Here is a 14,376-nt window from a genome sequence, read left to right as displayed (position 1 = left end):
GATCGACGGGGACGTCGGGTAACCGGCGGATATGGATCACAGTCGGGTGCATCCCATGGCGGATCGGCTGTGGGACGTCGCATGCGCCCTGCACGCCCACCCGGAGACCGCTTTCGACGAACACCGCGCGGCCGACCGCTTGTGCGCTGAGCTGGAATCGACGCGCTCGCGTCGCTGGTCCAGTTGTTCACGACGCTGGCCGCGCTGCGGCAACGCCTTCCGTCCGGCTCTCACATCCAGGGCATCGTCACGCACGGCGGGCAAGCCACCAACATCGTGCCTGACCTCGCCGAAGGCCGTTTCGGGCTGCGCGCGCTGACCACAGCGGCCCTCGATTCGTTGATCGACCAGGTGACCACGGCGGCCCACGGCATCGCGGCGGCAACGGCGACAACCGTCGACGTAGAGAAGGTACGAGCGCCGTACGCGCATTTCCGGCCCAACGAACACCTCTCCGCCCGGTTCGACGAACACATTGCCAGGCACGGCATCGTCATGTCGCCGCCGGAACCCGGCGTGTTCCTCGGGTCCTCGGACATCGGCAACATCAGCACCACGTTGCCGTCCATTCATCCCTTCGTGGCCATTTTGGACAGTGACCAGTCGGACCACACACCCGAGTTCGCTGTTGCCGCAGCGGGAATGCGCGGCCGTGAGGTCATGCTCGCCGCGGCCGACGCACTGGGCCGGACCGCGATCGACCTGTAGACCCAGCCCGCTCTCGTGGCCGCGGCGTGGCGGGAATTCCATCAGCGCGCCAACACCGATCACATCGCGACGCCGCTTCGCTGAAGTTCTGCCATGGACAGAGCAGGCATTGGAGAACCGTAGTCAGCGCCGGTAGCCCGCGGCCTGGGTGCTCTCGTCGGCGACGCGTACCCCGTAGTGGTACGCGAGCTTGCCGCCCAAATAACCCGATACGGCCAGCGCGGCCAGGCTCACCGCCGAGAGCAGCAGAGGGCCGAGCGCTACCGCGTCAGCCTGGCCGTAACTGTTCTGCCGCCAGAAGAAGCCGACCACGTACGCGACGGTGACGGCAAGGTTCAGTCCCATGTGGACCAGACCGGTCCTGAACGCCGCGGTACCCCGTGGGATCGTCAACAGGTCCAACAATCCGACCATCGCGGCGAGCAGCGCGCCGACGACGCCGATCCCGATCAGCCACACCGAGCCCATCGCCAAGAAGCCCGGGGTGCTGACGAACTGGGAGGCGACGTCGAACACCAGACTGGCCACCCACGCGCCAATCGGGACAGTCACCAGGATCGGATGGAACGGGTGTCCGTACGGGCCGGCCAGTGCCGCGCTCATCGGACGTTTCGCTTGGTGCAGTTCGTCGGTCATCGTCGACCTCCGCGTCCGCGTAGTTACACCAATAAATACTGGTCTTATTACCCGACGGAAGTCAAGACGTCCCGATGAATCTATTTTCGGACATGATCATTTGCGTTATGACCGGCGGCGAGGTTTGCCCTTCGTCGGCGTGCGCCGCCGGTTGCCACCCGACGCCTTGCGCGCCGTGGATTTCCGCGGTTCGGCGGCGCGTTTCGGTTGCGGCTGCTGGCGCCCGCGCGTGCTGTTGACCGTGCGGCCACGGACGATTCCGATGAACTGCTCCATCAGGTCAGTGGTCTCGTCCTCCAGCCACGACAGGACCACGCGTGACTCGGGCGCGTCAATGACCGGCCGGTACGTCAAATCCCTGCGGTGGTGCAGCCGGGCCAAGGATTGCGGAACCACCAGCACGCCGATGCCCGCCGCCACCAACTCCACGGCGTCGGCCGTGCTGGCAGGCCGCTCGTGCGCCGGCTGCCCCGGCAACCGCTCCCAGTCGAGCGTGTCGTCGAGGGGATGCAACACGACCTGATCGGCCAAGTCCTCAGTAGACACCTCATCGACGGCCGCGATCACGTGGTCCTTCGGGACGATGACGACGGTCGTCTCGGTGTAGAGCGGAATGGCGTGCAGCCCGGTCCGGTCAGTCGGCAGGCGGAGCAGGGCGGCGTCCACGTCACCGTTGCGCACCAAGTCGGCCGCTTCGGCCGCGGCCACGTTGACGAGTTCGAGCGGGACGTCGGGCTCTCGCTCGGCCCAGATCCGAGCCCACTTGGCAGGCGTCGCTCCGGGCACGTATCCGAGGCGGAACGAGCTTGTCACCGGGGCAGATTACCGTGGGTGGCGCGCCGATGAGCCACCCAGGCCGCCTAGCAGTTGCGCAGGAACCGGTCCAGTACGCGGGTGCCGAACCTCAGGGCGTCGACCGGAACCCGCTCGTCCACGCCGTGGAAGAGGGCGGAGAAGTCCAGGTCGGCGGGAAGCCGCAAGGGAGCGTAGCCAAAGCACCGGATTCCCAGCTGCGCGAACGACTTGGCGTCGGTACCACCGGAAAGCATGTACGGAAGGGCCTTCGCACCGGGGTCCTCGGCGAGGATGGACGAGGTCATGTGGTCGACGAGCGCGCCGTCGAAAGTGGTCTCCAGCGGTGGCAGGCCAACCCATTCCCGCTCGATGTCCGGCCCGAGGATCTCGTCGAGCTCGCGTTCGAAAGCCGCCTGCCGCCCGGGAAGGATCCGGCAGTCCACAGTGGCCTCGGCGATGGACGGGATGACGTTGGACTTGTACCCGGCCTTCAACATGGTGGGGTTGGCCGTGTCACGCAGCGTCGCACCGATCATCCGGGCGATGTTGCCCAGCTTGGCGACGGAGCCCTCAAGGTCGTCCTCGTCGAAGGCGAGCCCGGTGATGTCGCTGATGCCCTGCAGGAACTCCCGGACGGAGTCGGTGAGCACGATCGGGAACCGGTGCGTGCCAAGGCGAGAAACCGCCTGCGTGAGTTTGGTAACAGCGTTGTCATCATGGATCATCGACCCGTGACCGGCCCTCCCCCGAGCCCGAAGGGTCATCCAGGCGATGCCCTTCTCAGCGGTCTCGATGAGGTAGGCGCGGACACCGTCCTTTACGGTGATCGAAAAGCCCCCGACCTCGGAAATCGCCTCGGTGGCCCCCTCGAAGAGCTCGGGCCGGTTCTCCACCAGCCACTGGGCACCGAAGTGACCGCCAGCCTCCTCATCAGCGAGGAAGGCGAAGATGATGTCCCGTTTGGGCTGAATGCCGTCCCGCTTGAGCCGCCGAGCCAACGCGAGGGACATCGCAACCATGTCCTTCATGTCAACGGCGCCGCGACCCCAAACATAACCGTCCTGGACAGCGCCAGAGAACGGGTGAACGGACCACTCGGAAGCATCGGCCGGAACAACATCAAGATGCCCATGCACCAGCAAAGCCCCACGATTGGGATCACTGCCGGCAAGCCGCGCGACAACATTGCCCCGCCCCGGCGCACCAGACTCAACGTATGTGGTCTCATACCCAACCTCAGCCAACTGCGCCGCCACGAACTCAGCGGCAGCCCGTTCACCGACAAGAGTGTCCGGATCACCGGTGTTGGTGGTATCGATCCGGATGAGCTCACTAGTGAGCCGCACCGCCTCCTCCTCGGCGAGGGAGGTGTCCGGAACATCAGGCGTGGTGGGTGGCAACTGCTCAGTCACAAGGCCTTCCTATCACTGATTTCCCCAAACCCGACCCCCGATTTGGGATGATCATCAACCATCCGCTACGCTATGCCCACTGCAGCAAGAACGCAGGTCCGGGTGGCGGAATGGCAGACGCGCTAGCTTGAGGTGCTAGTGCCCGTAAAGGGCGTGGGGGTTCAAGTCCCCCCTCGGACACACAGTTGTGGAACTCCTGCCACATCCGACGTGTGAGTGCTTGAGTGCACTCCAACCCTCTGAACCGGTCACGAACCGCCTCGGGCGGTGGTCGTTGTGATCGGTTCTGTCATTCAGCCGGTGGTCTTCCCGACCACACGCTTGGCTCCTTCGAGTTCACCGGCAGCACGCCGACCGATGCCTCTGCCTGTGGTCCCGCTGACCCGGTCCAGCACTGCCCTCTACGGGGTGGCCACGGTCGACGACCGCGGCCGGTTCGTCGATCACACCTCGACGACCGCGCTGGGCTGGTCCCACGGCACTGGCTTGGGCCTCCGCGAGTCCGGCGACTGCGTGATCTTTCACCCCCACGAGTGCTCGGTGACCGTGATCACCAAGCACGGCCGTCTGCACCTGCCAGCACAAGTCCGGCACCGGTACGGCCTGTGCGCTGGTGACCGTGTCCTGCTGGTCGCTGACGTCGACCGGCAAACCCTCGCGGTGTATCCGCCTGCCTCGCTCGACCTCCTGCTGGCGGGTGGCCGACCATGACCATCACACCGTCGACCGCGGAGGTGGATGCTGCTCGGCTGCTGCTGGATCGGATGGGCATCACGCCCGAAGACCTGCTCGCCGCACCGGTCGAGCGACCCGCGATCCCGACGTTCCGCGAGTACATCCCGACCGTCTCGGCAGCCGTCACCGCAGGCACCCGCCGCGCTTATGGCTCCTACTGGAACCGCATCACCCGGGAATGGGGCGATCGACGCCTCGACGAACCCACACCCTCACAGATCAAACAGCTGGTCGAAACTGTCAAGGCCAACGTCGTCACCCGGCGCAACGCCCGCGGCGGACGCAGCGCCGCCGAACATCTCATCGCGGCTTTGCGCTGCATCTACCGCCACGCCGTTGACGACGGGCTCATCGACGAGTCGGCGAACCCGGCCAAGAAGGTCGCCAAACCGCGACGGCTGCCCTCCACGCGACGTGCGGTGGCGGATACCCGACTGGCGGAGATCAACGAGATCGCCGGAACCACCGGTGACGACCCAGCCTTGGACACGCTGATCCTGCGGCTGCACACCGAGACCGCCTGCCGCCGGGGCGGCGCGCTCGCCCTGCGCCCGCAAGACCTCGACCGTGATCAGTGCCTGATCTTCTTGCGGGAGAAGGGCGAGACGGTCAGCTGGCAACCCGTGTCTCCAACACTGATGACACACCTCGTCGACCACGCCGAGACCCGGGGAGCACCGCACACCAGGCAGTTGTTGCGCTATCGCAACGGCAAACGCATCACGACACGACGGTATGACTACCTCTGGGGCCGGATCGGCAAACACCTCCCCTGGGTAGCGACCCAGCAGATCTCCACGCATTGGCTACGGCACACCACCCTCACCTGGGTCGAACGCAACTTCGGCTACGCCGTCGCCCGAGCCTTCGCCCGGCACGCCGAGAACACCAGCGACACCGGCACCACAACCACCTACGTGCGCGCCACGCTCGAAGAAGTCGCCACCGCCCTCGCCGCGCTCACCGGCGAACCACACCCGCTGGCCAGGCAACCATGACCCGAAACCGGACCGCGTGTCCAAACAAGACCCGAAAAACCGGATTCAGTCTTATGCAGGACAGCACCGTTCACTCACGGATCCGGACCGACACTCCGGCCGCCGGAGGTGACCCGACATGACCAACCGACTCACCATCGGGCAACGCTTCGCCTTCGGCGGTGCCATCATGATGGCCCTCGTCTTGGCCGCCTATGGTGCGGTGGGCTCCTACAAAACCGTGTCCGACACCGCCGCGGCTCTCGGTGTGCCGTTCCCCAATCTGGTGCCGATCGGCATCGACGGCGGACTAGTCGGCGTCGTCACCCTCGACCTAGCCCTGGCCTGGACCGGGCACCCGATCGCATGGCTACGCCAACTCGCCCGCCTGCTCACCCTGGGAACGGTCGCGGCGAACGTGTCGGCGGGGTGGCCGGACCCGATCGCGGTCGGCCTGCACGCCGCTGCACCGGTCATGCTGCTGGCCATGGTCGAAGCAGGCCGATCAGTCCTGTTGCGACGCGCCGGTCTCGCGGCAGGAACCGTCCGAGACCGGATCTCGATCGGACGATGGCTGCTGTCCCCCTGGCGGACATGGCTGCCGTGGCGGCGCATGGTGCTCTGGCAAATCGCCGACTACCACGACGCCCTCGACATGGAAGCCGCCATCCGTCGAGCCCGCACGCAGTTGCAGATCGCGTTCGGACCGGCTTGGAAACGCGAAGCTCCGTCGGACCTGGTGTGGATGCTCAACGTCGCGCCGTTCGCCCGCGAAGCCTGCGACCGCGTCAACAACCTCGCCACCAAACCCATCCACAACCCACTACCCCGCACGCTCCCGCCGCACCAGCCCAACCCACGAATGACAGCGACAAGCAACTCGACGAAGTCATCAAGATCAACGAACACCACTGGGCAACACGAAACCGCCCAGTATCAGCCGACACCGTCCGAGAACAACTACGCATCGGCGCCACACGCGCCCGAGAACTCACCAAAACCGTCCGAGCAATGGACAAAGCCCGCATCGAACGCCAGCGCCCAGCCGCATCCGAACCAGCGTGACCAGTGTGGTGCAGGGCGCCAGGCGTTACGCCCTGCACCACTCCCCGTGCGCCATGGGATGTGCTTCGCCGGTAAGCGCTGCCAACGCCGTAGCAACTTCATGGATGTCAGCGCGAACATAAGTAGACGTGGTCCCGCCGTCGCCTTTCCCACTGTGGCCCGCGTACGCACGCGCCACGGCGTACCCGAAATTACGTTCCACCCACGTGAGCGTGGTGTGGCGAAGCCAGTGAGTACTGACCTGCTGGGTCGCCACCCAAGGAAGATGACGTCCAATTCGCTGCCACAGATGGTCATAGCGTCGCGCCGTAATGGGCTGCCCATTGCGATATCGCAGAAGCTGCTCACCCGAGCCCGGACGTTCCTCATGATGAAGCACGAGATGCTCCATGAGGGTAGGTGAGACAGGTTGCCACCGCATCGTCTCGCCCTTCTCCCGCAGACGAACAAGACACTGCTCACGGTCGAGATCCTGAACTCGAAGAGCCAGCGCACCGCCGCGACGACATGCCGTCTCGGTGTGCACACGAAGCACCAACATGTCCAGGTCAGGATCGTTGCCAGTGGATGCGGCGACCTCGTTGATCTCCGCCAACCGATCAGCCGGCAACGCGCGACGAGTACTGGCAAGCCGACGAGGCTTGCCGACGCGGACCGCAGGGTTGTCCGTCTCAGCAATAAGTTGATCCACCACGGCGTGGCGATACAAGCACCGCATCGCACCAATCAAATGCTCGGCGGCCGATCTGCCACCTCGGGAGTTCCTTCGTACGACGGCCTGTTGCTTCGTCCGCTCGGCAAGCTGCTGGATCTCGATCGGAGTCGGCTCGTTCAGGCACCGATCACCCCACACCGCGATGATCCGCTCCCAATACGACCCGTATGCCTGACGAGTGCCTTTGGGAACCGCATCACTGACCCGACCCACATACTCGCGAATGGTAGGCAGCGGTCGACTCGGTGCGGGCGCGGTAAGGAGTTGCTCAGCGGTGATGCCCAACCGAGCAAGTAGAAGTCGAACAGCCTCAACATCAGTGTCTGTCACGACAACTCACCACGATGGTGCGCGAGAAGTATCGCGTCCAAGCTCGCCGCCGGATACACAGCGACCATACCCGGCTCGGGACACGCCACGACCAGTAGCCGAGTTCCCGGCGTCAACCGGAAGGCGCGTCGGATCGGCGTTGGTAGCCGCAGCTGCCTTTGCCGGGTAACGACATCCTTGCCCGGTGCCGACGTTGCCAGGATCATCTCCCCACGTATCGGAGTGATCGATATTGACTGCAGCGGACGCCACCCGAGAACCCGCAGCGCCGATCGGTCCGCCAGACGACCTCCCCGATCGATAGTCGTGACGGTGTAGTGGTTCGCAGTCCTCCTCGGGCAGCTGCGGAGCTGAGCAACGGGGAGCCCGAATGTTCTGTGAGATTGCGTGAATGGCGGTTGCACGGACATGGCCGCCAGGCAGTCCTGCAGAGTCTGTGGGTTGTCAGCCATATGCGCACTCGTCCCATGACGGGCGTGCTTCCGGACAAGCCACACCCTGAGCAGCGGCCATCTCGGACAGGTCCAGAGCCCGCATGACCAACACTGTTCGGTGCGCGACCAATGCGATCGGTATTCCCGCGGCGCGCATGCGATCCGCAGTCTCACGTTCCACAATCGACGCCCGCGGAACAACCCTGTCCCGGCGCAGCTTCGCAGTCAGCGCTACACACCGATCAGTCACCACCAAGCCATTGCCGTGCGCAGCAGCTGACAACGCAGCGGCGACATCAACAAACGTGCCATCCTGCACCCGATGCGGACGCAGAACCACCACCGCGTAACCACCAGGCCGCAACATCGACGTCCAAGCACGAGCCATGCCCACCAAATCCGGCTCCAAACTGGAACCGCCCAGCAGCGAAGGAAGCCGAACCGTTGTCAGGATCAAATCGGTGCGTCGGGTCAACCCAACTTGTCGAACCATCCCCGCCGAGTCGACGCCCGGATCCACGACCGTGCCGTCACTCCATGCCCCTGCCCGCTTCGCCACCGACACGTTGGCTCGAGCGACACGCCACCACCGCGAACTGGCAGTCACCCCGACCGCATGCCGACCAGCATGCAACGCCTCAACCAACACCGTGCCAGCCCCACACCCTGGATCAACAACCAGCGCCCCCGGCCGCGAATAGCGGCTGATCGCGTAGGCAGCGATAGCTGGCGAAATCCCCCTATCGTCGTCGGCCGTCTCCGGGACGTACCCACGGTGACGCAACTGCTCAACGCGTCCGCATTCGCCAGTCGGCCACACGGACCAAGCAACGCGCGAACTGTCAGGCAGCGATGGTGGCGGCACACAGCAAGTTGGACTCATGCGCCACCACCGCGGTCAGCACTGAAAACGTGCAGATCAGCGTGAGCACGAACATGGACTGCGGGCTCCGCCAGCCCGGGCACGGCACCGTCAACCGGCACCTGCAACAGCCCGATACGATCGACATACTTCAGGCCATCCTCACGCCCAGCCCACACCAGCGAATCGGCCGGATCCCAGAACCCATGCATAGTTCGCCGACCGTGGGTGACCACCGCCAGAACGCCACCCGGCACCAACAAACGACACCACCTTGTCGGCCGGATCGACGTGAGCACCTGCGGATCTGCCGCCAGAATGACCACGTTGAACAACCCGTTGGGCGGCATGCTCTCGCCGGACGCCACGTACGGCGCGGCAAACGCTGTTTGGATGCCGCGGCCCAGCCGCGCCACCGACCATGCCGCTTCGAACAGACCCGCATAACGCCCAGGTCGCCGAGGTGACGACACAGCATCCGGGCTGGGGGCAAGCAACAACACGCGGTGACCAGGCATGGAATAAGTGGCAACGATCTTGATCACTGCGTTGTGCAGCCACCCAGCCAACACACCGGTTCCACTCACCTGAGCTTCCTGCGCGCAGGGCCAGACCGTGGCGAACCGACCTCGTGGCCGACAGGCGCCATCCTTAGACGGGACCCCACGATCGCGACCTTTCGTCATATGTGTTGCAGTGCGGGGATGTCGTGACATTGAGAACTCCTGGGTAGCGAACGGCAACACTCACCCATGAAGTCCGAATCATCCGTTTCGATTGGACACGCCATCCGATCGAATCACGCTCGCCGGCCACGAGTCTGCGTCCGGACGCAGACCATTGCCCCAGAAAGACTGTGTCGGCATCCAGACTCATACATGCCGACACAGTCGTAACCAACGAACACCTTGCCTCTACCCCGTTGAATAGAACACCCCAACGGCATACAGGCCACGGATCCAGGTGTCACGGCCACGCCAACCCACGAAGACCACGGTCCGGGACGAAGCATCGATATCCTCAGGCGAGCGTAATCGCCAGAAACCGTCGATCTGAGCAACGTCCTGCCGAGCGATACCGTCGGTGCACGACGACCTCTACCGTGTCAAGGGTGATCCCGGCTTCTTCCAGGCGGACTGCCCCCGTGGTGATGCCTGATGACCGCCACGGACCACAACTCTGTACGCCAGCCATCGACCGAACAAGCAGCCATTGCGCGGGCCATCACCATGATTATGGGTCGTTGGACTCACGTTCCTCTTCGGCTTTGGCAATGCCTCAACCTCGCCCTCCGCCTGGGAGTGCCCGTCTGGGTGGCTCCGCTCGTCGCGCCTACGGTCGACCTTTCGATCCTCGGCTGCTGTTGGGCACTCGGCACCTTGCACTCAGTGGCGCCTCCCCGAACGTGCTGCAGCCGGCCCGTCGGCTGCTGATCTTCGCGACCGTGGCCACGTTGGCGTTGAACGTCGCAGATCCACTTATGGCGGGTGAGTACGGAAAGGCGGCGTTCGATGCTGCAGGCCCGCTCCTCCTGATCGGGCGGGCTGAGATAGGCCCCGGATTCCTACAGGCGATCAGCGCAAGCACAGCATCGACCGCTGATCACTACGTCGGCAGTGAGAGCCACCGGACTCGGGCCGTCATACCGACCGTGACGCAGCCACCGTGCAGGGAAGCGTTCGACCCACAAGGCAGAAACGTTTCCCCGCAGCACTTCTGGCACAAGCACGACGCGAAGACACAGCACATCGCGCGGTTCACCACAAGCCGATTTCCGCCGACACATTGCGAGTCCAACTCCGCATAGGCACCACTCAGGCGCGTCGGCTTGCGAAGCTCCTTCGAGCCGAGTTTCAGACACAAGCCGCGAACGACCTGTCAACCGATACGACAGGGGAAGTGCAGCGGTTCGATGCCGTAGTGACCTGAACGCGGCTGAGGATATTGTCTCCGAGGCGAGTTCGGCGCCTTACCCGATGGGGCGGGACGGGCTGGGTGTTGACATGACGCCACCCTGCCCTCGGCCACGGAAACCCGATCGCGCGCAGCCCTGAATTGCACGGGCTAGCGAGATCGAGAAAGCAGCTCACTGGGGAGCTGAGAGGACACTAACCATGACCCCCACACCGTCAGTCCGATTCGGACACTACCACTGACCTGCGACTATACAATACACGAACGTCAGGACCATTGTAATCAAAGCAGTATGATGCAGCACAATGCAGTACGGCGTAGTTGGACGCGCACCCGTGCTCGAGGTTTGCTCCTGTTCGTTCAGCGTGAAACCCGATTGAGCACATGTCAGTCCTCCGTAGAGGGTGGCGCACACCTACCACCAATTGTGCTGTTCCCAGGATTGCATCGCCTGCAACCTCTTCCCAACGGCACCAGTCCCGGTCACCCCAAGCCAGCTCGGCTTGCACCAGACCGCCCCAGCACTGCGCACAGCCTTGGCCGCCGTCGCCATCCGGCCGGTAGAACGAAATGTGGACAGTCGAAGATGACAAATGCACCGGCCACTGTGGAGCGCACCCCTGCTGCTTACAGCCACGGGGCAGCACGGTCTTGACCCGCTACTCGTCCCCGCCCCCAGATTCCACAGGTCTCTCAATGATCCAAGCCGGTGATCTCGCGGATGTCTAGCAGCGCGAAGCACGTGCCGTTCCCTCTCCCGGCGCCCTGGTCGAGTCCGAGCCGCGCCCCTAGAGCCGACCCCAGAGAACATCCTCGACTCGGATGTTGAGGGCGCCCTTTAGGCTGCCAAAGACAACTCGCTAGGCCGTGTCTCACAAGAGGATCGCGATCCAGGTGTACTTCGGGTCCACCCGATAAGCGAGTTCACTGTGGATGATGCCCGGCATGGCGAGCATGTCCGTTCTGGTGCGGAACTCCACTAACCCGGTCGGTCGCTCGCCGCAGCGGCCGGCGAACCGGGCTGCGGCACCTATGTGCTCGACGCCAACATCGCGAACCCCAGCTCCAAACCAATGGAACGCGGAGCGTGGATGACATAACGTTATTTCGCCGTGTAGCGAAGTTCGTCCTATCGGGTGAATGTTCACTAGGACAAGCGGGCGTTGTTAACAGGCAGTACATCAATGGCGACGTCTCCCCACAAGTCAGGCGGACGAGATCCGCTGTTGACGTATTTGGAGCGCGATAGGCAGTGCCGAGGAGCAGTCATGGCCGTTGATCCTGCGCAACTCAGTTACACAGATACTGTTACGAATCAACCAGTTGTCGAGACGGTACAGGCGTTTCTCACAGCACAAAAAATCAACGTTCGCCTCACTTCCTGCTCCGACCATCTGAATCACGTATTCGCCGACGATGACGACTCACTGGTGAACACCTACCTTACTGTCGACGGGCCGATGGCGGAAGTTGTCACTGAGGCGCTCTTGGCGAACCTGAGGTTGCCGGAGGTCGACCCTGCCAGAACGGACCTCATCATCCCGGATGCATTCGCGTCGATGGAAGCAGGATTACGTCAGCTAACCCGAGGACAGGTTCGACGGGTGGTAAGAGTTTCGGAATTTCTCGACGGCCATCTGCGCCCCAGGAGTATCTGCGAAGACCTACTAAGGAAGCGCCCGGAATCGGACAACAATAGCTCCCAATTGCTATCAACCGAAGATTTTGTAGACCAGTGGGCCAACATTGAAGGCTCAGACCGTGTTTACGCTTGCGACTACCTCTTCACAAAATGGGCCAGAGGCATTGCACCGAGGCTATGCATAGTACTCGCGCCAGCCGGCTACGGCAAAAGCAAAGTGACGCACGTTCTGGCAAGCAAGATGGCAGCGAACTATGAACAGTCGAGCCAACTGTATGGAACGACGCAGACCACACGCCCGCCTGTCCCAATTTTGATTGCATTTGGCGAATATCGCTCGTACACGTCGTTCGCAGGGCTAATACTGCAAGCTCTCAATAGGCACGGGCGCACTCGGCTGACAGTCGAGGCGTTCCAGTACCTTATATCCCTAGGCCGGGCGGTGTTCATTCTCGACGGTTACGACGAAATGATGGAAGCGGATCCGGACACCGCTCGGCACAATGTTGCCGAGTTTGTTCAACAGGCCGGCCCTGACAGCAGGATACTTCTGACCTCGCGTTCGGTCTTCTACCGAACTGCGACGGACGTGGTAGGCCAGGTCGGCGATCCTCTGCTCGCCGAGTCCGAAGTTGAGATACTGGAACTCAACCAGTTCGACAAGAAACAGGCCCGACGGTACCTCGCAAAACGTCTTGCTGGCAGCTCCGGACGCGACCGCGGTCTGGAACGTGCGCAGGAGGTACTGCAAAGCGACGAGGCCATGTCAATCCTGGGCAGCCCGATATTTCTTGCTGAATTCGCCAATGACGTCGTCGAAGGCAAGTGGTCCATCAGGGACGTCCGGCAACATGGCGGTCTGGAGTTCTTGGTCAAGAGGGCATTCAGCCGCGAGCGCAGCAGACAGGGACACGAGTTTACCGACGAACAGCAGCGAGCGTTTCTGGAGGGTCTCGCATTCGAGATATTGAATACCGGAGTCGTTGGATACACCCGCGAAGCACTTGAAGTCCTTGTAGCCGAAGCGGTCGACAACGATTTACTGCTTGAAAGTTGGTCGAAGCTGGCAAGCCATCACTTTCTTTCACCTGATGTCGACGGACCTAACGCACTGACCACCATGAGACACCAGGTGTGGCGCGATTACTTTCAGGGAACAGCACTAGCGAAAGAATTGACCAACAGGAGTGGCCGGGCTATCAAGTTGATCGATACGAAAGATCTTCCCGAAGGAGTTCTTCGCGCCGCAGCGAAAACGTTACCTGCCGAGACGTGGGATTGGCTCCTGGCAAGTATCGCAAACAATGAGGACAAAAAGATAAGAAATCTCCTCAGGCTGCACATTCTGCGGGCAAACAGCCTCGAAAAGTTTCTTCTTCCAGATGAGCTGACCGTCTCACTAGACCACCTGAATCTATCGGAACTCAGCTTCTCAAATATCACTTTTACAGGCGCGAGTTTCGCGGGCACCGACTTGACCGGGACATACTTCGACCGATGCGACCTGTCCGATTGTTCTTTACTGGGAACGATCTTAAGCAGGACAGATTTCAGATCATGCCAGCTTCCTGACAGTATTACCGAGGCGGAAGTCAGGAGTGTACGAATAGACGGCGAACTGATGTACGAACCTCAGATCAAGGCCGTTTTTGATAAATCAAATACGACGCCCGAAGATCAATTGATCGCGCGGACCGGATACGAGCAAAGCGTTCGGGAGTGGGCAAGGGACATCCTGCACGGTCGGCTGGAGAAGTTCGTAAAGAGGAAGGTCGGTGAGCACAACTTTGCGGTGGACGACTCGATCAGCTGGATCGCGTTTATGGGCGGAACCGACCCCAAGGAAAGAGACTTTGTCGTTCGGCGGTTGTATCGGGCACTGCAGGCAGAAAACATGGTGATGTCCGGCAAGTTGAGTGCCAACGGACGGCCGACAATAAGACTTTCCAGCGATCCGCAAATTCGCTCAGAAATAGTCCATTTCGTCAAGAAAGGAATTTCGGGACCAAATATCGAATCAGTCATGAAACGATTGGTTAAGTAGGAATATTGACAAACATTAACGGAACAGAAAAAACTGCGAGCCTTCCTCGCGAATCATTCCTCAGAGGATGGCTTGTCGCACCTGGTCCTCCGTTCGGAGAATCAATA

Annotated in this window: 9 protein-coding genes, 1 tRNA gene and 1 pseudogene; 6 read left to right on the top strand and 5 right to left on the bottom strand. The window is 62.3% G+C overall.

Annotated elements, in window-relative coordinates:
* Window positions 1-156: 156 nt before the first annotated feature.
* A complete protein-coding gene (locus tag B9C43_RS05950; protein WP_143446146.1) occupies window positions 157-708 on the top strand; it encodes a zinc-binding metallopeptidase family protein in 552 nt (183 codons plus the stop codon).
* 123 nt (window positions 709-831) lie between these two features.
* Here the strand turns inward: B9C43_RS05950 and B9C43_RS05945 are convergent, their stop codons facing one another.
* The 3 genes from B9C43_RS05945 to B9C43_RS05935 form a co-directional block, all read right to left on the bottom strand.
* Window positions 832-1,344 (bottom strand): DUF2231 domain-containing protein, encoded by a 513-nt coding sequence (locus B9C43_RS05945; RefSeq protein ID WP_084424992.1) that lies wholly within the window; start codon window positions 1,342-1,344, stop codon window positions 832-834.
* 105 nt (window positions 1,345-1,449) lie between these two features.
* On the bottom strand, window positions 1,450-2,157 hold the full coding sequence (locus B9C43_RS05940) for a LysR family transcriptional regulator substrate-binding protein (RefSeq protein ID WP_084424991.1): 708 nt from the start codon (window positions 2,155-2,157) through the stop codon (window positions 1,450-1,452).
* Between the two features lie 47 nt (window positions 2,158-2,204).
* On the bottom strand, window positions 2,205-3,551 hold the full coding sequence (locus B9C43_RS05935) for a M20/M25/M40 family metallo-hydrolase (RefSeq protein WP_235038447.1): 1,347 nt from the start codon (window positions 3,549-3,551) through the stop codon (window positions 2,205-2,207).
* A 96-nt stretch (window positions 3,552-3,647) separates the two neighbouring features.
* Here B9C43_RS05935 and B9C43_RS05930 point away from each other — a divergent pair.
* From B9C43_RS05930 to B9C43_RS58365, 4 genes and pseudogenes are all read left to right on the top strand, one after another.
* Window positions 3,648-3,731, top strand: a tRNA-Leu gene (locus B9C43_RS05930).
* 177 nt (window positions 3,732-3,908) lie between these two features.
* Window positions 3,909-4,262 carry an AbrB/MazE/SpoVT family DNA-binding domain-containing protein gene (locus tag B9C43_RS05925; RefSeq protein WP_143446145.1) on the top strand — a complete coding sequence of 118 codons (354 nt, stop codon included), beginning with the start codon at window positions 3,909-3,911 and terminating at the stop codon, window positions 4,260-4,262.
* Window positions 4,259-5,284, top strand: a complete 1,026-nt coding sequence (locus tag B9C43_RS05920; protein WP_084424989.1) for a site-specific integrase — start codon at window positions 4,259-4,261, stop codon at window positions 5,282-5,284. The genes B9C43_RS05925 and B9C43_RS05920 overlap by 4 nt, the downstream gene beginning before the upstream one ends.
* 118 nt (window positions 5,285-5,402) lie before the next feature.
* Window positions 5,403-5,882 (top strand): annotated as a pseudogene (locus B9C43_RS58365) (DUF2637 domain-containing protein); the annotation flags it as partial.
* Window positions 5,883-6,353: 471 nt separating this feature from the next.
* Here the strand turns inward: B9C43_RS58365 and B9C43_RS05910 are convergent.
* Together B9C43_RS05910 and B9C43_RS05900 are read right to left on the bottom strand one after the other, a co-directional pair.
* Window positions 6,354-7,046, bottom strand: coding sequence for a tyrosine-type recombinase/integrase (locus B9C43_RS05910; protein ID WP_327222022.1), 693 nt, complete (start codon window positions 7,044-7,046; stop codon window positions 6,354-6,356).
* Window positions 7,047-8,686: 1,640 nt separating this feature from the next.
* Complete coding sequence (locus B9C43_RS05900) at window positions 8,687-9,256, bottom strand: hypothetical protein (RefSeq protein WP_084424986.1); 570 nt, start codon at window positions 9,254-9,256, stop codon at window positions 8,687-8,689.
* Window positions 9,257-11,851: 2,595 nt separating this feature from the next.
* Between B9C43_RS05900 and B9C43_RS05890 the strand changes: the two genes are divergently transcribed.
* Window positions 11,852-14,269 carry a pentapeptide repeat-containing protein gene (locus B9C43_RS05890; RefSeq protein ID WP_160096361.1) on the top strand — a complete coding sequence of 806 codons (2,418 nt, stop codon included), beginning with the start codon at window positions 11,852-11,854 and terminating at the stop codon, window positions 14,267-14,269.
* The last annotated feature ends 107 nt before the right edge of the window (window positions 14,270-14,376 follow it).

Origin of the sequence: Kibdelosporangium aridum, assembly GCF_900176515.1 — a bacterium.
In the GTDB taxonomy this organism is placed as follows: Bacteria; Actinomycetota; Actinomycetes; order Mycobacteriales; family Pseudonocardiaceae; genus Kibdelosporangium; species Kibdelosporangium aridum.
The sequence above is the reverse complement of the archived record's forward strand: the minus strand, read 5'-3'. Positions and strand labels throughout refer to the sequence as shown.

Coding starts and splice junctions, on each gene's coding strand:
- B9C43_RS05945 (WP_084424992.1), bottom strand. CDS start 1,344: ATGACCGACGAACTGCACCAAGCGAAACGTCCGATGAGCGCGGCACTG.
- B9C43_RS05890 (WP_160096361.1), top strand. CDS start 11,852: ATGGCCGTTGATCCTGCGCAACTCAGTTACACAGATACTGTTACGAAT.
- B9C43_RS05920 (WP_084424989.1), top strand. CDS start 4,259: ATGACCATCACACCGTCGACCGCGGAGGTGGATGCTGCTCGGCTGCTG.
- B9C43_RS05910 (WP_327222022.1), bottom strand. CDS start 7,046: ATGCGGTGCTTGTATCGCCACGCCGTGGTGGATCAACTTATTGCTGAG.
- B9C43_RS05925 (WP_143446145.1), top strand. CDS start 3,909: ATGCCTCTGCCTGTGGTCCCGCTGACCCGGTCCAGCACTGCCCTCTAC.